Here is an 18,580-nt window from a genome sequence, read left to right on the forward strand (position 1 = left end):
CACTCCACCATATCGCAAGAAGGATATAGGACCAAGGTCCTATATCCACATCGCCAATCGACGCCTAATATGATTCTCATGGGAAATAAAACTACACATATCGCAATCGTTGATGATGAAGAAAGCATTCGTCGCGCGCTATTACGACTTTTCCGTTCAGTTGGACTGGAAGCACAGGCATTTCATTCTGGTCATGTTTTTTTATCAAGTTTGCAACAAGGTATGCCCTCTTGTGTTGTCATGGATTTACATATGCCGGAAATGTCGGGATTTGCAGTTCTTGAAGAATTGAAGACTTGTGCGCCAGATTTGCCAGTTATCATCATAACAGCACATCAAATAACAATTGGGCAACTTGAAAACAGTTTATCTGCTGTAACCGCAGTTTTACAAAAACCAGTCAATGATGATGTTCTGCTCAATGCCATAGCAAAAGCAACAAAATGCAAGGAATTAGTCTCCACTGAGAATTTGAAAGAGAACTGACACAAAAATGCAAAAAAGTAGTCTGCAATGTATTACAAAAAATATTGAAATTAAGAAAATAATTAATTGAATCACTAGGCGGGACGCGATACCGCTTTATATCAAACAACCTGGGATGAATTTATGAAACTGTCTAACTTACCTATTGGAACACGACTCGGAGCAGGTTTTGCTCTGGTATTGCTGATGTTACTTAGTGTCGCCTATCTCGGGATTAATGGTATGCAGCAGTCCAATGACGCCTTGCACCACGTCGTGACTGTCAATGTTAAAAAAATTGACGCTCTCCAGAACATGTCAAAGTCGGTCCACATCGTTTCGCGTGTTATACGTACCATCGCTTTACTGACTGACGAAGCACAGGGAAATCAAGAGCATCAAAAAATTGTAGATGCACGGGCACGCTATAACGAGGCGTTTACTGCATTGGAAAAAATGCCTCTGGACGAAGCTGGAAAAAACTTTCTTGCCAAAATAAAAGAAGACCAGATTGCGGCGAGAACTCTCAATGATAAGTTCGCCGACATGGCAAAAACAAATAAAGATGAGGCAACACAATTCCTGTTGAAGGAAGCAGGGCCAGCCAATACAAAATGGCAAGATGCTATTCAAGAATTCATTGATCTGCAAGAAAAGAAAAGTAAAACCGATGAAGAAACAGCAGCAAAAACTTACCAATCTGCTTTGATAATGACAATTTCCCTCACTGCACTTGCGATTGCATGCGGCATAGCAATCGCATGGTTTTCCACACGGGCTATTACCGTGCCCATTGGTCTTGCAGTTGAACTGGCAAAAACGGTCGCCAAAGGCGATTTAACCTCGGAAATTGAAGTCAAATCTACCGATGAAACCGGCCAGTTAATGCAAGCGCTGAAAGAAATGAACGAGAACCTGATCAACATCGTCAGCAAGGTTCGTAACGGTACCGATACCATCAATACAGCCACTGGCGAAATTGCGTCTGGTAATCTGGACCTGTCATCCCGGACAGAACAACAGGCTGGCTCACTGGAAGAAACTGCTTCATCAATGGAAGAACTGACTTCCGCCGTGAAACACAATGCTGAGAACGCACGGCAAGCGAACCAGTTGGCCATCTCGGCATCAGAAGTTGCGGTCAAAGGCGGGGCGGTCGTGACTGAAGTCGTCAGTACCATGGGTTCAATCAACACTTCATCGAAAAAAATTGTCGACATCATTGGCGTTATTGATGGTATCGCTTTCCAGACCAATATTCTCGCCCTGAATGCCGCTGTTGAAGCTGCACGTGCTGGCGAGCAAGGTCGCGGCTTTGCCGTGGTCGCCAGTGAAGTACGCAATCTGGCACAGCGATCAGCAGCGGCAGCCAAGGAAATCAAGATTTTAATCAATGACTCTGTTGAGCAGGTTGAAATTGGTTCCCGTCTGGTTGATCAGGCAGGTTCAACCATGGATTCAGTTGTTTCAAGTATCAAGAGCGTGACCGATATCATGGGGGAAATTACTCTGGCAAGCCAGGAACAAACTTCTGGTATCGAGCAAATCAATCAGGCAGTGTCACACATGGATGAAGTCACCCAGCAAAATGCCGCTCTGGTGGAAGAAGCTGCGGCAGCCGCAGGTTCACTGGAAGAACAGGCGCAAATACTGACTCAAGTTGTCAGTGTCTTTAAGATACCTGGAAATCTGATGGAATCTACCCCGGCAATTAAAACCAGTCGGCGCGCTGAGCCTGCCGCAAGGAAAACTGGCCCTCAAATCGCTCCTGCAAAACGCCTCCCAACCAATGTTCGTCCACTCAAACAGTCAAAATCAAGCGCCGCTGTCGCTAGTGACGAATGGGATGAATTTTAACAACATCGCAAATTGAATGACGTATTACAGATTTTTGTTAGAAAGCCTCTGCTTAAGTACGTGTAGCCCAGTCGTAACCGGCATGAATACCAGGGCACTTTTACAAAACAAGTCTTAATCAGAGGTGAATTTGAAGTACCTTATAAATCAATTGATCAATTTTTGAAAAAGAGAGAAAAATGCATAAAATAATCAATACCACACTGGTTGGCCTGTTGGCTCTTTCCGTCAATGCCGCCCTGGCCAATGACAAAGAGCATGCCCCGCATTGGGGATATGAGGGCAAAGCAGGTCCCACACATTGGTCCGAGCTGGATGAGGCCAACACTTCCTGCAAACTCAGCAAAGAACAGTCCCCCATCAATATTGTCGCAAGCAGTGCAAAAAAAGCTACCCTGCCCGCTCTGGATTTCAAGTACACCAGCAGTAGTGCAGAAGTGATCAATAATGGTCACACCATTCAGGTCAGCGTCCCCGTTGGCAATAGCTTGAAAACCGGCGACGAAGAAGCCAATCTGCTTCAGTTCCACTTTCATACCCCAAGCGAAGAGAAAATCAACGGTGTCAACTACCCTATGGTGGCGCATTTCGTGCACAAACTGCCCGACGGTAAATTATCTGTCGTCGCGGTCCTGTTCAAAAAAGGTAAGGAAAATGCCGCCCTGGCTCCAGTATTTGCAGCCTTGCCAGCCGAAGGAAAACCTGCCGCCCTAAGCAGCTTCGACCCGTCCGCTGTGTTGCCAGAAAAACGTGCGTATTACAAATTTACCGGCTCACTGACAACACCACCGTGCAGCGATGGCGTACGCTGGCAAGTGCTGAAGCAGCCTGTCGAATTGTCTGCTAGCCAGATCGCTGCGTTCCACAAACTCTACAAAATGAATGCACGTCCAGTGCAGCCATTGAATGGGCGAGTGGTTGAGGTGAGTGAATAGGTGAGCGAAGGAGCTTGCTCCATCCTGACAGTTTGCAAGCAATGCAGTGAACAGGTTGGGATGGAGATAAGGTTCTTTTGATTGCCGTTGATTGATAAAAACGTGGCTTGCAATCTGCCTAGGTATTTGCAATACAAGCCCCCTACTTCCTCACCCTCAACACCCACCTAGGCAACAAATTCAACACCCCAACCAGCCACCTCATCTGCCACGGAAACACCAGGCTATCTCTGCGCCTGGCAATCGCGTCCACAATCAATTCCACCGCCCGCTGCTCTGACATGATAAAAGGCTTATGACTGGCATCTCCCTCATTCAAAGCCCGCAATTTGGCCGTATCCACATAACCAGGCACGATAGCAGTAACGCCAATGGAGAAAGGCTTCAAGGCCATGCGATAGGTGTCGCACAGACTCAGCACACTGCGCTTGGTTGCGCTGTAGACAGAAGCGCCAGGATAATCGTGCAGCAAACCCGCAATCGATGAAATGGCGACCAGTTGCCCAGACTTTTGCTCTAACATTTTGGCAGCGGCTAATTCAAATGCATGGCCAAGGCCGCTGACATTGGTTTGCAACATACGCAGGGTTGTGGCTTCATCCAGCAAATGGCTGCGGGTATTGAAATAAATGCCAGCGGTGACAATCAATATGTCCAGGCCTTGCATAGAAAAATCATCAATAGCCAGTTTCACAGCAGCACGGTCTGCGATATCGAGCTGAAAAGACAGCAAACCGGCAGCGCCATGCAAATCAGCTGGCACCCGCTGCAGATCACGGCCACATACTGCCACCCTGTCACCACGCTGCAAGTAGTACCGGGCAAGGGCCAGACCGATGCCGCTGGTCCCACCGATGACCATGATGTTCATGCACTGCCCCGGCTGTATTTGTCGCTATTGCGGATATGGGTTTCGTCATAGCTAGTCTGGCGGGTAAAGGCTTCCATCCCGCGTGTATAGCCGTACTGCCACTGTGCATCCATATAGGCGACATAGGTGGCGTAATCTTTGGGCAACTGCAGGCTGATACGGTTGTGCAGCCAGTCCAGTTTCTTTTGTACTGCCTCTTTGTCCAGAACCGTCGCCACATCTGAAGTATCAATACGCACATCGACTGGCTGGCCGTTCACATAACGCAGGCGGTCATTGCCGTCCAGGCCAAGCACCGTGCGCCAGGCCGGGATGGAAAAAGCCTGGTCAAAGCTTTGCTTGAATTCCATGATTACTTCGTCCGCCAGATGTTTTGCCACTTCGATGGGAAACAGGTCCAAGACACCACCAAAATAATGGGCATCTGTGTGGGCGTGACAACGGAAGTAAAACATGTCGGTAATCGAGATACGGGCTGCCAGGCTGGTTGAAGTCTGCACGTCGCATAACAATTCTTCTGAAATCGCATGTTCACCCCAGCGCGGGTCTGCCAGTGGCGACGGCATACCTTGCAGCAGCGCAGCAGCCCTGGGTTGGCAAAACACGGTTTCGGCAAACAGTTTGCGCTGACCACGCGCTTGCCCTGCTTCGCTTTCATCAAACAGCAGTTTGCCGCCTATGATGGCCGTGGCGACTGACTGCTCACTGACAGCAACCCGTGGCAGCGGCAATTCAGGCGGGATTTCAAACAGGTATTCATTAAACAGGTCGGGGATGACGGTGGCAGAGTCATGTATGAAACCACGTTTGGCCGCCATGGCCAGCGTACGGAAAATGCCAGCCCTGGGTGATGACTTCAGGCCGCCCCAGTAATGGTACATGTCTTCAGAACTGAGCCAGGCTTTGCGTTGGGCATCATCAGGCAAACCCGCAATGATGCTGGCCGCGAGTGCACCCCCGCAGCTTGCCAGCAAGATGTCGGGTGCACGTCCCGCTTCGCAGGCAGCCGCATACATTCCTAAATAAATGCCAAAACGAAACCCACCGCCGGCCAACACCATGCAGCGTTTATATTTTTTAACTTGATCCATACTGCTAAAATAGCACACTGTTAAGACTATTCGCACCATAAATGCCGTCTCTACCTGCAACTGTGCAACACCGCTTGCGTCATTTGTTGTTGAATGCCTTGACGTTTGCGCTGTGCTATCTGAGCGCCAATTTGCTGGCACAGCAGCAGGGTATAGTGCGCCATGCAGTCTTACCGTTTGAAACGAATATCCCATTTTTGCCATGGATGATCCTGCCCTACCTGAGTTCGGGCATATTTTTCTGCCTGGTCTTCTTCATGGTAAAAACCCGGGATCAACTACGCGTCATCAGCCAACAACTGCTGCTGGCAACGGTGGTCGCTACCTTCCTGTTTGTGATCTATCCGCTGCAATTCAGTTGGCCCAGACCCGCCATTGAATCATCCTGGCTTGCCTTTCTGTACGCGTATCTGGCCATAATGGACAAACCGTACAACCAGTTGCCGTCACTGCATGTCGGTTACTGCATCCTGTTCTGGCAGGCCTTGCACACGCACATACGTTCCAATCTGGGACGCCTAGCGCTTGCCGCTTGGCTAATGCTGACGGCACTTTCTACCCTCTTCACTTTCCAGCATCATTTACTGGATCTGGTGGGAGGTGCCTTGCTGGCGTTTTTTTGCATCATCATGATTACCCCCAGAAAAAAAGAACCTCACGTCGCCTTTTACTATCTGGTAATGGCATGTGCGCTTTTGTCTACCGGCGTTATTGCCTGGCATAACCCGCTAGCCTTATACGTGACGGGTAGTCTGCTGCTGATCAGCCTGGCGTATTTCCGGCATGACCGCAATTTTCTGCACAAGCGCAATGGACAGCATCCATGGTGGATCTGGCTCATGTATGCGCCTTATTTGCTGGGTTACCGGCTGACCTGGCATGCTGTGGTCTGGCGTGAGCGACACAAGCCAGTAGTCATTAAACTGACCGGACAATTATGGGTAGGGCGCCGTTTGAGCAATGCCGAAGCCAATCTCTTGCCAGCAAATTGCAGCATCATCGACCTGGCCAGTGAATTGAGCGAAACCCCTGCCCTGCGCGGCCATACCTACCGGTATTTCCCCTTGATGGATTTGTTGTCGCCGACACCGGATACTGTACGTGAGATATTGCAATACATGCGCGCAGAAATGGAGGCTGGAAAAATAGTCTATCTGCATTGCGCCATGGGCTATAGCCGATGTATATTGCTGGCCAAACTGTATATGTCACAAGGGACCTTAATCAGGCAATAAGCAGGCAATGAGCAAACAATGAGCTTTTCCATCTATCAACTGAAACCGCGCTTCCAGCAACTGCTGCAGCCTTTGTTGGCTGGTCTGGCAAAACGGCACGTCACCCCCAATCAGGTAACGCTGCTGGCGATGTTGCTTTCCATTGCGTATGGCGTCGCTCTGGCATGCTTCCCGCAAGATGAACGACTGTGGCTAGGTCTGCCGGTATTCATGTTTGTGCGTATGGCGCTGAATGCGATTGATGGCATGCTGGCCAATTTTACACAGCAAAAAACAGCCTTTGGGGCGATCTTGAATGAAGTGGGTGACCAGGTGTCGGATGCGGCCCTGGTCTTGCCGTTTGCGCTGGTGAGCGGCATCTGCCTGCCCTTGTTGATTGCCGTTGCCATGCTGGCTTTGCTGGCAGAATTTGCCGGGGTGGCCGCTTTACTCGCGGGTTCAGCCCGGCGTTTTGATGGCCCCATGGGCAAAAGCGATCGCGCCTTTGCCTTTGGTTTGCTGGCACTGCTGGTGGTTTTTCAAGTGACAGCAATATGGCTCAATGCCGAATTGGTCGTCGTCCTGTTGCTCTTGCTATGGACTTTGTTCAATCGGATAAAACGGGCATTGCCGCATCACGCTGCGCCACCGACACCGTAAATATCCCTGCAATGCCCAACTGGGTTGCCACTTTGCGGCAACCTATGCTGGCGACCAGCGCATCCATTTCTGCCTGTGGACGTGGCCGCATCTGCCATGATTGCCCTCTGTGGTTATTCAGTGTCCTGGCTATCATCGCCAGTTGTGGATGCCAGGGCTGGCCGGTGTATATCAGATGGCCGCCAACTTTCAATTGCCGCTGTATGCCACGCAAAGAAGCCAACACCAGCACGTTGTCGCTGAATAACTCATGCAAACCAGATACGATGACGATGTCATATTCGCCCTCTTCTACCGGATAACTGGTACCAGCAAAGGCATCACGACACTGATAATTGATCTGGTTTTTTAATTGCAAACCTTCAGCCAGATGACGCGCCTGATCCAGATTAGCCTGATCAAAGTCGCGTAGGCTGATTTCTATATCACGGTTCTGAAAACGTTTGATGGTTTCCAGCACATAGCGGCCACCACCAGCAGCAATATCCAGTATGCGCACTGGCTGGTCTGCCGGACATTGCTGTATCAGGTCTGACAACGTTTGCTGCATCTGCATTTTACGCTGACGTATGCCACGCCAGCCTATGGCATCCAGATAACTGCGATCTATCATGCCGCCTATCAGCAAACGTCCGCCTGCCTGGTTGCGGTAGACATAATCGAGTGACGCGCCTGAATCAAAGCCATGCTGCAGGCCGATCCGCATGCCATTGCTGAGCCTGCCAAGGTGCCCCAACATGAATTTTTGCACGCCATAAAAGGCATTTTCCAGCGCCCCACCCAACTTGCCTTGTTGCAGTGCCAGGTATTGCTGTGCACTCTGGCTTTGTGTATCCGCTTTGAAGTAATGCTGTACAGACGTCACATCACGTGCATAACATTCAAAAATAAATTCCCTGGCCGTTTGTATGGCTTGCTGCACCTGGGTGTCGCTCTCGTAAAAAATCGCATGGTGGCAATTTTCTATTAGTACATATCGCTTCAGGGTTGAAGAAATGCGGTCATAAAACTGCTTTTGCGGCCCCTGCTTGACGACGTAATCCTTGTCAGCGACCAGCATCAGTACTGGTGCATCTATCGCCTGTGCATCCTGCACCACCCGTTTGGCGGTATCGGCCAGGTCAAGCAAGACCCGGGCAGATATATTCTTGGTAATCAGCGGATCAGCATCGTAAGCCTTCGCTTGCTCAGCAGAATGGGTCAGCATGGATGAGCGTATGTAGCTGGTGACAAACAGATCTGGCTTGAAGCAGGTGGCAAAACGCAATGCCGGTTTTGCCAGCGGCACATACAGGTTGATGTCAAATGCTGCCGCTGCCATGACCACACCACGCACACGCGGCGCATAATCATGCAGCCAGGTGGCAGCGATGACCGCACCCACGCTGTTGGCGATGATGAGCATGTCTTCTTTGGCAATGCCATAGTGACTGCTGATATGATCAATGAAGCTATCAAAATCACGCACCATGGTTTGAAAATCAGGCGCATCACCACGCTCGCCAGGTGAATTGCCATGGCCACGCGCATCCCATGCAAAGGCCCAGTCATTCACAAAGCCGAACTGCTCAACCAATGGTCCTATGCGGCCAGAATGTTCGTGGCCACGGTGCAGAAATATCAGCGCTTTCTGTGGCTTTTGCGACTGCTCTGCCGGGATGGCCAGCGGTTTCCAGATGCGATAAAACAGGCGGGTGCTGTCGTGACTGTCAAAGCCGGATTCACTGCATAGCCATTTGGTTTGTAGTTCTGTAGTCATGCATATTCCTTTGTTGCACGTTCTTTTTTTAAAACAGTAATCCCAGATATAACAATGGCGCAGTCAGTACCAGGCTATCCACCCGGTCCAGTATACCGCCATGCCCTGGTATCAATTCAGAAAAATCCTTGATCTTCAAATAGCGTTTGGCCGCTGAAAATATCAGGTCACCGGCAAAACCACCGACAGACAGCAAGATGCCCATCAACAGCAAATACTGGGGTGTAGCCAGGTGCAGATAGGTGCCCAGACCGGCTGATACCAACATGGACACTGCAACCCCGCCGATCAAACCCTGCAGGGTCTTATTCGGGCTGATGGTGGGGGCGATGGTTTGCTTGCCAAATATCTTCCCGCTGACAAACTGGGCAATATCATTGAGGGCAGTGACGACAAACAGATAAAAAAACCAGGCCAGCCGGACTTCGTTTGAAAAGGGCAAGGTCAATAAATTCAGCATGAAACTGAGGCCATAGCACAGCAACAGAAACAGCATCAGCAACAATTGATTACGTTGCCGCAAGACGAAAAATTGCAAGGCTTGCAGGCATAACAAGGCCGGTAAAATCAGCCGGGCATCAAAGGCATGCACATATTGCAAGCCAACTTGCAGCAACACCAGCACCAGGCAAGACAACAAGAAGCGCCAGCGTGGCCCAATGTAGTGCAGCGACAATTCACGCACCGCCAGCACCACGATCAGCAGTGCCATCAGCAAAGGGCCAATGGGATATAAAAACAGACTCAGGCTGACCACGGGGAAAAGAAACCACCAGGCGTTCACCTGTTTGCGCAACTGGCTTTGGGGCGCGCTGTGCCTGCCTACGCCTACACTCGCGAAAGCCAACAGCAGATACAGCAACAACATGGCCCCCAGAGTGGGGCTGCCTGGAAGAAAATTTGAAAACACTAATCAACCTGAACAACGATGAAGATACTCCAGTGTACACCGAACGCAGATCGTACTTGCCTTTTTAATATGTAAGCAGAAGAAACAAAGGACATGTGTCGATTGCACATGAGTTGTGCCCCATATTTATCATAGGCCTACAGCACAACTCACGCAAAGGCAGGTTCGAGGATGGGATTTGCATCACGTTAAATTAATGGCGTCCGCTTGATAAATAGCCATCTCTGGCTTTTCGTCAGAGAGTTGAGTCAAGGATTTTGCAAACTACCGCGATGCCTCTACGCGAAAATGCAGTTGCAGCGCTGCCATATCAGTCCAGCGTTCGACAAACACGAAGCGGCGTAGCTGCTGAACGTCGCGACTCACCTCATGGGAAATGCATCCAAATTCGGTACGAGAACGCAATACATGTTCAATGGCAAGTCTCTGCATCTCCTCTTCTGCACCTACGCGAGCAATCGCATAGCCTGTTACGATGATCACGTAATTGACCCATATTATAAAAAAGACAGTATCAAACTCTCGGATACCGGCACTGTCGCTGATCTGGAGGATGATCACGCATTGTATAAGCTGACGTCGGCAAATCAAAAGAGGCGTGCTGGCTTCCATTAATTTGTCGATTGTTTCCCCCGAAGTACCCCACAATCCATTATTTTCCCAGTGAGCGTGTTACGCGTTCAATGAGGGAAGCCACCACCTCAGGCTGGCTGACCAGCGACATGTGACTCGACTTCACCGAAATGGTCGTGGCACCAATGTGTCGGGCCAAGGCGTGCTGCACCCCCGGTGGAAGGGCATGGTCATTCTCTGTCACGAGGTACCAACTGGGTTTCCTGCTCCATGCTGCCGTCGTCACTTTGTCGCCAAATGTAAGGGTAGATATCGGCTGTTGCGTCGCCGCCAGCAGTCGTACCGTGGGGACAGGCACATCCCCTGCCATGACTTGTCGATAGGTGACCGGATCGTCGAGCCAGATCAGTCCCTCCCTATCCGGTGCCAGCCCTTCCATCGGTGATGCCAGGCGGTCCAGCATCTCGCCCACGGATTCTCCCGCATCCGGCACGAGTGCGGACAGGTATACCAGCCCCTGTACATTGTCGGCGTTGCCGGCTTCAGTCACCACCGCCCCGGCCCATGAATGACCGACCAGGATAACGCCACCCTTCTGCCGCTCAAGAACACGCCGCGTTGCGGCGACGTCATCAGCAAGCGAAGTCAGCGGATTTTGTACCGCAGTCACATGGTAACCCTTGCTGTGCAAGATTTTAATCACAGGCAACCAGCTAGAACCGTCGGCAAAGGCACCGTGCACCAGTACGATGTTGCGTATGCTTGGCGTGCGTGTGGGTGTCGCCGCAATAGATAAGGGAATTGCAAAACTGACAGCCAGCACCATACACCATGCTGACCACCGCTGTAGACACAATGCGATGTGCATAGCAGACTCCTTTTTACTGAATTGTCTTGGCACCGGGAACCCATTCCGCAGGAAAGGCCTCGACGCACAAGGCAACGTCAAAGCCCCTGACCTGAGGCTCGACGAGGTAATGTATCGCGAAAGAATCCAGCGCGAGCATGTGATTGAGTTCGTCGCGATTGGCGCAGCGTGCCATCAGAAAACCACCGCTACGGTCTTCCAGTGGACCAGCGATGAGTATTTGGCCGCTACGTATATGTTTGACCAACCAGTCGCGATGCGTATCAAGATGCGCATTCACTTCCTCAATTGGACGAATGTAGATCAATGTGACAAGGTAAAGCATGCGTTTCTCCGTAAGATCAAGGATGAAAGGGTAACAATCAGATTGCAGTCGTTTGGCGAACGACTTCTGCAACCGCCTTATGGGCGGTATGCATGGCCAGTTCCCTGGCCTCTGCACCACGCGATAAGTTCTCGGCACGCACGAAGCGGATGTCGGTGATGCCTATGAAGCCGAAGACAGCTTTCAGGTAGTCTTCCTGGAAATCCATGGTGGTCGCTGGCCCTGTGGAATAAGAGCCACCGCGGGTAGATGCGACCAACACGCGCTTGTCTGTGGCAAGGCCCACCGGCCCCTTGTCGGTATAGTGGAAGCTGCGCCCCGGTTGCACCACCCGGTCTATCCAGGACTTCAACTGGCTCGCAACCGAGAAGTTGTACATCGGGGCACCGATGACGATCACATCACTGGCCAGCAATTCAGCGACCAGTGCTGTCGAACGGTTATGCTCTGTCGCCACGCTGGCGGCAGGCACATCGCTATGGACAGGTCGGAAACCGGCAGCAATGGGGCCATCCAAATGAGGAATGGCATCGGCGACGACGTCACGGTAAATCACGCTGGCATCCGGGTGCTCGCGCCGGATTTCGTCAACAATGGCGGCAGTCAGTGCCCGCGACGCGGATGCATCCGTCAGGATGCTGGAATCGATATGAAGAACCTGCATGGTAGTGCTCCCAAAAGGAAAGTTGCTCTAATAAAATTGCTTATTTGTTGGCCGGATAGACCAGTGGCAAGTAAATATCCAGCAGCGCTGCACCGGCAAGGTCCGGATAGACCTTTAACAACTGGCTCTTGTAATCAGCGGCATTAGTTACCGAGCGACGGATCCGGTCTACCGTATCGAGGTAAGCGAGGTTTTGTTCAATGACCTGACGATCGGCAGGCTGCCCATGTCCTGCCAGAAAACTCGTATAGCGGGTCTCGGCCTGCAGACTTTTCAAGGCAGCACGCCAGCCATCGGTTGACCCGGGCAGCCACAGGTGAACGCCGTTGTAGAGCAGATCCTGGGCAATGCAGACACCCAGTTCCGGCAGCTTGATCACCAGCGACTCGGGAGCTTCATGATCCTTAACAGTCGCAAATTCTACAGTTACGCCCTCGATGACTTCGCTGCCCGCTGTTGCATTGCGACTTGGCAATGTCAGGTGCTGTGCAACCATCTTGGGGCCTAGCCGGGCTGTCCATATGGCGATCTGCCTGGGGCCATCCTCTTCAATGTGATGCCTGACGCCAGGCAGGGCATAGACTGTGACGTCGGGGAAAGCGTCGCCCATACCTAGATAATGATCTGGATGCTCGTGCGAAATGTAGAAGCGGGTGACCGGCTTGCCGAGCTTGCTGATGTAGGCCTTAAGATCTGCCGCATAGGGTGCGAAAAATTGTCCATCAACGACGAACAACTGGCTCTTGAATTCGATAACGTGGCTGGTAACGGCAAAAACAGCTGTCGGCGCAACTAAAGTGTGGACAGTGACATTTGGTGTGGCCTTGACAATCTGTGCAACGGCGTGTGGGCGTGCATCTTCCTTTGCGTGCGCCGAAACGGGGGTGACTAGCATCCCCGTAAAAAAAGTACATGACAGAAGCCCGAGGGCAAGCAAATTTTTCATGATATCGTCAAAAGTGTTTGAACAGGCGCCTAGAATCTGCCAAATGATGATTGCTGTCCAAGACGGAATGTGGGATAGTTAAGACCTGAAAGGACTCAACTATGCTAGATTTGCGTCAGCTCCGGTATTTCATTGCAGTGGCGGAGACCGAAAACGTCGGTCGCGCCGCTGAAATACTCCACATTTCGCAATCGCCACTGAGTCGCCAGATCAAGCAGCTTGAAGACAAACTCGGCGTGCTGCTTTTCGAGCGCAACAAGAAGCGGCTGCGCCTGACACAAGAAGGATACGACTTGCTGAGTGAAGTGCGTGCACTCATGGCAAATGCCTCGCGTGTCGAGGCATTTGGTCGCCGCCTGGGTTCAGGTACCGTGGGACGACTGGCAATTGGCTACGTCGAAGGAGCCTTGCATGCGAATATCCTGAGCCCGGTACTGCGACGGTTTCGGCACATCAGCCCATCGGCGGCGCTGTCCTTGCAAGGGCTTGGCACCGCGACGCAATTCGAGCGACTACGCCAACGTACCCTCGATCTCGGTTTTACTTACCGGGCACCGGAGCAATCAGCCGATCTGAGCAGCACCGTGATGATTGACGAGCCACTGTTACTCGCCATGCATAAGGATGACCCGCTGTGTAAATCGAAAAAAATTCAGCCGCAACAACTTGATCAACGTCCCTGGATTGCCGTTGTCCGTCAGCCTGTCGATACGATACGCCACGCACTACTGGCGGGCTGCCAGCGAGCAGGTTTCACGCCTGATATCGTCTATGAAGCCTCAGATCCCCTGTCGTCGCTGCATCTGGTCAGTGCAGGTGTAGGGCTAAGCTTGGTGCAGGCAAGCCTGGGCAATGACTATACGCCAGAAGACGTTATTTTTCGCGAACTGCCCTGGCTGGACCTGCGGGTCAGTGTGCACCTCGTATGGCGCACGGATGAACAACGTCCGCTGGTGATCCAGTTTCGCAAAACTGTTCTTCAAGCTTGATTTGGGTCTGGAACGTAAAATGTAGATGCGGAACCCAGCATAATCGTATGCAGATCAACTACGGCTTGCTACCTTCAAGCGCTGACTTTCTGCACAAAATACAAAAAGGTGAGATTCTTCCGGCAGGATAAAAAACAAGGCAATATGCAGCATCTTCGTCATTGCCTGGCACAACATACGTGCGATTACATTGTGCACGAAATAAAAGGGCTACCGTGATGGCAGCCCATTTTATTCAACCATAGAGAATTAAGCCATACTGATACGATTACGGCCACTCTGTTTGGAAACATACATGGCGGCATCTGCAGCATCAATCAATTCATCGGTATCTGTCGTTGATTCCAGGTCGACCACACCACCAGAAAAACTGGCAGAGAAATGACCATTTTCACAATGCTGTTGTATCTTGGTAAATGCGACCCTGACCTGATCCAGCACCCTGCGCGCCATGGTCGCGGTCGTATCCGGGAAAATCACGGCAAATTCTTCTCCACCATAACGTCCGACGATATCACTACGACGCAGACGTTGCCTTAGCAGGCGCGCCAGCGTACGCAAAATCTGGTCGCCTGCCGGATGGCCATAGGTATCATTGATTTGTTTAAAGTGATCCAGGTCTATCATCGCCAATGCCAGCGGTGCGCCATTGCGATTGGCCTGAGATATCTCGGCTGCCAGTTGTTCCTTGATGGCAGTATGGTTATACAAACCGGTCAGGCCGTCACGCATGATCAATGTGCGCAATGATCGGTAGCGCTCGGCCCTGTTGGTCAGCGACGACTTCAGGTATTCTGGTGCGACCGGCTTGGTGATGAAATCATCAGCACCGGCGCGTACGGCCTCAAGTTGCTTGGTGAGATCGGCTTCGCTGGATAAAAATACGATGGGTACATCGACATAAGAATTATCCTGGCGTATCAAACGTGACAATTCAACCCCGCTACAGACTGGCATATAAACATCCATCAACACCAGTTCGGGGCGGAAATCGGTCATTACCGTCAACACCTGCGTGGGGTCATTCAGCAGATACACATTCATGCCGGCATCACGCAAAATCGCGCCATAGAATTTTGAGGTAACGGCATCATCATCAATGATCAGTACGCGATAGCCCTTGTTTTCATCGAGCTGCAAAATGCCTTCAATACGCTCGCTCAATGCCACCACATCGACTGGCTTGGTGAAATAGCCATCCCCACTGGCGCGCACCGCCAGCAAGCGCGATTCAAAACTGCTGGAACGCGACACGAATATGGTAGGAATACGGAAGCGTTCTATCTGCTTGATACGGGCAATTTCTTCAGCACCGGCAACCTTGCCTTCCGGGAAGCTGAGTTCAATCACGATCACATGCGGGCGTCTGGTAGCAACCGCTGTGGCCAATGCCCGCAGGTGGTTCATACGTATGACTTCATAGCCAAAATGTTCCAGCTGATCGGTAATTTCCTGATTTTGCGCTTCGTCTTCATCAACCAGGTAAATCAGGTGAGGGTCGCTCAAATACCGCTCTTCTTCCTGCACGCTCTCTGCTACACCGTTCACGGGTGTGGTGTCGTGTTTCAAGGCATAGTCAAAATAACGATTCATGTCGTTGGAATAGGCATTGAGCTCTTCCACGGTCCATGGTTTGCCTTCCAGATGCGGTTTCAGCACGGCTTCAAAGACCCTGGCTTGCGAGCCGATTTCGGCAAAGCCAAAGGTCCCTGCAGAACCTGCCATGGTGTGCAAATGCCGATGCAGAACGACCATGGCCTCCTTGTCATCCGGGCGGTCCTGCACCGACCTCAGGGTATGCAGGATTTCTTCTATTTTTGAAGGTAGCTTCTGCAAAAAAACAGCTTCAAGAGCAAGCAGTTTTTCTTGCAGACTATCAATTTTGTCTGACATCTACGGCTTCTCCTGCCATAACTTACGCACCTGCGCTGACAACTCCATAGGATCAAATGGTTTGGCGATCACACCAATAGCACCCAGCGACTTGTAAAATTCCATCTCGGATGACTGCACCTTGGCCGTCATAAAAATCACCGGTGTTGCCTGTGTCCCGGGCAATTTACGTAATTCGGCCAGTGTTGTCGGCCCATCCATATTGGGCATCATGACATCCAGTAACAGCAGATCCGGCACGAACCCACCACTGACCTCAATAATAGCCTGTGCACCCGAACTACAGGTTTTCAGGCTGAAACCACCAACAACCTCCAGCGCTATCTGGGCCACGGTTTGTATGTCAGCATCGTCTTCCACATACAGAATGTTGGCGAGCGTTGCAGAAGTCATTACTACTCCTTATTGCGATAGGTAAAACGGATGGCTTCAGGATAAATCAAGATTAACCACAAAACAACAATAAATCCTGTTCATTATCTGGATAATCATCATTCACAGAGTCCCTGGCAACAAGTCAGGGCCTAAATTCTTCTTTTTGCTCCCATAATAAATGCATTTTTTGAAATAATTAGGCACTCGATTGTCAAGCGATTCAGATTATCATTAATACAAGGCAAGTAATTGATGGAAAAACTACCCTCCTTTGGGGGTGCTAACGTTTCTTTTTTCAGAGCGTTCGCCCGCGTAGCATAAGCTGGAAATGTGGAAACTGAACACATCTCTCAATTTAATTGCTCATATGTTCTGGCATGATAACGACCATGTGAGAGTAAAAATATCTTGTACTGTAAAAACGGCGTTTTAATGGCTGCTTTGCGGTTTCCGTGGAAACTTCATATCTTTGGTTAAAAAAACAGCTGCTTTGTAATATGATCTGGCGGCAAATTAACTGAACTTACAGGATTTCTGATGCGCCCGATGTTGACCGCAATAACCAACATAGTTTTAAATTTTGCTCTGTTCAATCAGTCGGCGCAAGCGCAGCAAGTCCAGGAAGCACCATTGCGTGCACATCTTGCATTTTTATCTGACGACTTATTGGAAGGACGTGGTACTGGACAACGTGGAGGGGATCTCGCAGTGCGCTATCTGGAAACACAAGCGGCGGCAATGGGTCTGGTGCAGCTACCGGGTGCAAATGGCTACCGGCAAACGGTGACACTGGTTGGTAGCCAAACGCTCAGTAGCAGTCAACTTCGTTTTGAAACAAACAAGGGCACGCTCTCGCCAGCCTTGGGTGCCGACATTGTGTATGGATCGTCCAACGGCAAAGCCGACAATGATGTCGATGCGCCGCTGGTGTTTGTCGGCTATGGTGTGCAAGCACCAGAAGAGCGTTGGGATGATTTCAAAGGCGTCGATCTGAAAGGCAAATTGCTGGTAATGATGGTCAACGACCCGCAGCCGACCAAGGCGGAGCCAAACCGTTTTGGGGGAAAGGCCCTCACCTATTATGGGCGCTGGACATACAAGTTTGAAGAAACCGCCCGGCAAGGTGCTGCGGGTGTGCTATTGATTCACACTACACCGTCAGCCAGCTACGCCTGGAACGTGCCACAAACATCTTTTAGTCACGAGCGCTTTAGTCTTGCCAACGATGACAATAACGGCAACGCACTGGAAGGTTGGATACAGGAAGATACTGCCAAAGCACTGTTCGCCGCAGCGGGGCAAGATTTGGACACGCTGCGTGCACAAGCCGAAACACGTGATTTCAAACCTGTCGCGCTCGATGCAAGAGTTCGCGTCACATTGCACAGTAGCGTGCGTAAAGTGGAGCAACAAAACCTCATCGGCATGGTACCTGGTAATGACGCAAAACTTAAAGATCAGGCAGTGGTGTATTCCGCACATTGGGATCATCTGGGTATAGTGCAAGAACCCGGCAAACCCGCACAAATCTGGAATGGTGCAGTCGATAACGCTTCCGGCGCAGCTGCGTTGCTGGCCATGGCACAAGCTGCGGTGACACATCCTGCGAAACGGACGCAAATTTTCTTGTGGCCTGCTGCGGAAGAACAGGGTTTGCTTGGCAGCGCGTTTTACGTTCAACACCCATTATGGCCACTGGCAAAAACTGCGGCTGATCTCAATTTGGATAGCATGAATTTTGTCGGTAAAACGCGTGACATTGGTGTCGCTGGCAGTGAACACAGTAGCTTGTTTGATAGCGCCGCATCCGTTGCAAAAAAAATGGGCTTGCGCATTGCACCGTCCGTTCCCGATTTAGGTGGTGCCTTCTTTCGCGCCGATCATTTCAATTTTGTGCGGGCTGGCGTACCGGCATTTAATGTTGGTTCCGCCGTGTTTTCTGGTGACGGATCATTTGCGTTCGATCACGATGCAGAACAAGAAGAAGTACGAATGAAAGCATTTAAAAAGGACTACCATACCCCCCGTGATCGTTACAACCCGACGTGGGATTTAAGCGGTATGGTACAACAGGCGCAATTTACTTTAAATCTGGGTTACGCAGTTGGCAACGATACTACGATGCCAGCCTGGAAAAAGAATGGAACATACAGACGTGTAGCAAAGTGACGGGATTGCAGCGGGG

Annotated in this window: 18 protein-coding genes; 7 read left to right on the forward strand and 11 right to left on the reverse strand. The window is 50.9% G+C overall.

All coding sequences use genetic code 11. From position 1 onward, the window contains the following. The first annotated feature begins 78 nt into the window (after positions 1-78). The 3 genes from AC1RVX_RS06725 to AC1RVX_RS06735 all read left to right on the forward strand — a co-directional run bounded on the left by AC1RVX_RS06725 (position 79) and on the right by AC1RVX_RS06735 (position 3,257). Entirely contained in the window at positions 79-486 is a 408-nt protein-coding gene (locus AC1RVX_RS06725) for a response regulator transcription factor (RefSeq protein WP_493215797.1), read from the forward strand. 123 nt (positions 487-609) lie between these two features. Next, positions 610-2,322: a methyl-accepting chemotaxis protein gene (locus tag AC1RVX_RS06730; protein ID WP_493215798.1), complete on the forward strand. Its 1,713-nt coding sequence runs from the start codon at positions 610-612 to the stop codon at positions 2,320-2,322. A gap of 179 nt (positions 2,323-2,501) precedes the next feature. Then, complete coding sequence (locus AC1RVX_RS06735) at positions 2,502-3,257, forward strand: carbonic anhydrase (RefSeq protein WP_493215799.1); 756 nt, start codon at positions 2,502-2,504, stop codon at positions 3,255-3,257. Between the two features lie 142 nt (positions 3,258-3,399). Here AC1RVX_RS06735 and AC1RVX_RS06740 read toward each other — a convergent pair whose 3' ends face one another. After that, positions 3,400-4,128, reverse strand: coding sequence for an SDR family NAD(P)-dependent oxidoreductase (locus AC1RVX_RS06740; RefSeq protein ID WP_493215800.1), 729 nt, complete (start codon positions 4,126-4,128; stop codon positions 3,400-3,402). Beyond that, on the reverse strand, positions 4,125-5,219 hold the full coding sequence (locus tag AC1RVX_RS06745; protein ID WP_493215801.1) for a patatin-like phospholipase family protein: 1,095 nt from the start codon (positions 5,217-5,219) through the stop codon (positions 4,125-4,127). Before AC1RVX_RS06745 ends, AC1RVX_RS06740 begins: the two co-directional genes overlap by 4 nt. Before the next feature lie 41 nt (positions 5,220-5,260). Between AC1RVX_RS06745 and AC1RVX_RS06750 the strand changes: the two genes are divergently transcribed. Together AC1RVX_RS06750 and AC1RVX_RS06755 are read left to right on the forward strand one after the other, a co-directional pair. Next, positions 5,261-6,454, forward strand: coding sequence for a phosphatase PAP2 family protein (locus AC1RVX_RS06750; protein WP_493215802.1), 1,194 nt, complete (start codon positions 5,261-5,263; stop codon positions 6,452-6,454). An 18-nt stretch (positions 6,455-6,472) separates the two neighbouring features. Beyond that, positions 6,473-7,093 carry a CDP-alcohol phosphatidyltransferase family protein gene (locus AC1RVX_RS06755; RefSeq protein ID WP_493215803.1) on the forward strand — a complete coding sequence of 207 codons (621 nt, stop codon included), beginning with the start codon at positions 6,473-6,475 and terminating at the stop codon, positions 7,091-7,093. Here AC1RVX_RS06755 and AC1RVX_RS06760 read toward each other — a convergent pair. From AC1RVX_RS06760 to AC1RVX_RS06790, 7 genes are all read right to left on the reverse strand, one after another. Next, the gene (locus AC1RVX_RS06760; protein WP_493215804.1) at positions 7,041-8,852 is read right to left on the reverse strand and encodes a bifunctional alpha/beta hydrolase/class I SAM-dependent methyltransferase; all 1,812 of its coding nucleotides are present in this window, start codon (positions 8,850-8,852) and stop codon (positions 7,041-7,043) included. The two genes, AC1RVX_RS06755 and AC1RVX_RS06760, sit on opposite strands and share 53 nt — an antisense overlap. 28 nt (positions 8,853-8,880) lie before the next feature. Continuing rightward, positions 8,881-9,762, reverse strand: coding sequence for a phosphatidate cytidylyltransferase (locus tag AC1RVX_RS06765; protein WP_493215805.1), 882 nt, complete (start codon positions 9,760-9,762; stop codon positions 8,881-8,883). Between the two features lie 264 nt (positions 9,763-10,026). Next, positions 10,027-10,374: a putative quinol monooxygenase gene (locus AC1RVX_RS06770; protein WP_493215806.1), complete on the reverse strand. Its 348-nt coding sequence runs from the start codon at positions 10,372-10,374 to the stop codon at positions 10,027-10,029. 40 nt (positions 10,375-10,414) lie between these two features. Next, positions 10,415-11,203 carry an alpha/beta fold hydrolase gene (locus AC1RVX_RS06775; protein WP_493215807.1) on the reverse strand — a complete coding sequence of 263 codons (789 nt, stop codon included), beginning with the start codon at positions 11,201-11,203 and terminating at the stop codon, positions 10,415-10,417. A gap of 13 nt (positions 11,204-11,216) precedes the next feature. Next, positions 11,217-11,528 carry a YciI family protein gene (locus AC1RVX_RS06780; RefSeq protein ID WP_493215808.1) on the reverse strand — a complete coding sequence of 104 codons (312 nt, stop codon included), beginning with the start codon at positions 11,526-11,528 and terminating at the stop codon, positions 11,217-11,219. A gap of 37 nt (positions 11,529-11,565) precedes the next feature. Further along, complete coding sequence (locus AC1RVX_RS06785; protein ID WP_493215809.1) at positions 11,566-12,192, reverse strand: FMN-dependent NADH-azoreductase; 627 nt, start codon at positions 12,190-12,192, stop codon at positions 11,566-11,568. Positions 12,193-12,232: 40 nt separating this feature from the next. Beyond that, the gene (locus AC1RVX_RS06790) at positions 12,233-13,087 is read right to left on the reverse strand and encodes an MBL fold metallo-hydrolase (protein ID WP_493215810.1); all 855 of its coding nucleotides are present in this window, start codon (positions 13,085-13,087) and stop codon (positions 12,233-12,235) included. Between the two features lie 152 nt (positions 13,088-13,239). On the opposite strand from AC1RVX_RS06790, the gene AC1RVX_RS06795 reads away from it, so the two are divergent. After that, positions 13,240-14,127, forward strand: a complete 888-nt coding sequence (locus tag AC1RVX_RS06795) for a LysR substrate-binding domain-containing protein (RefSeq protein WP_493215811.1) — start codon at positions 13,240-13,242, stop codon at positions 14,125-14,127. A 249-nt stretch (positions 14,128-14,376) separates the two neighbouring features. Here the strand turns inward: AC1RVX_RS06795 and AC1RVX_RS06800 are convergent, their stop codons facing one another. After that, positions 14,377-16,020: a diguanylate cyclase gene (locus AC1RVX_RS06800; RefSeq protein WP_493215812.1), complete on the reverse strand. Its 1,644-nt coding sequence runs from the start codon at positions 16,018-16,020 to the stop codon at positions 14,377-14,379. Continuing rightward, positions 16,021-16,413 carry a response regulator gene (locus tag AC1RVX_RS06805; RefSeq protein WP_493215813.1) on the reverse strand — a complete coding sequence of 131 codons (393 nt, stop codon included), beginning with the start codon at positions 16,411-16,413 and terminating at the stop codon, positions 16,021-16,023. It abuts the gene before it with no gap. Positions 16,414-16,941: 528 nt separating this feature from the next. Between AC1RVX_RS06805 and AC1RVX_RS06810 the strand changes: the two genes are divergently transcribed. Next, complete coding sequence (locus tag AC1RVX_RS06810) at positions 16,942-18,564, forward strand: M28 family peptidase (RefSeq protein WP_493215814.1); 1,623 nt, start codon at positions 16,942-16,944, stop codon at positions 18,562-18,564. Positions 18,565-18,580 lie beyond the last annotated feature (16 nt).

The organism is Undibacterium sp. GW821-FHT11B02 (assembly GCF_058808955.1).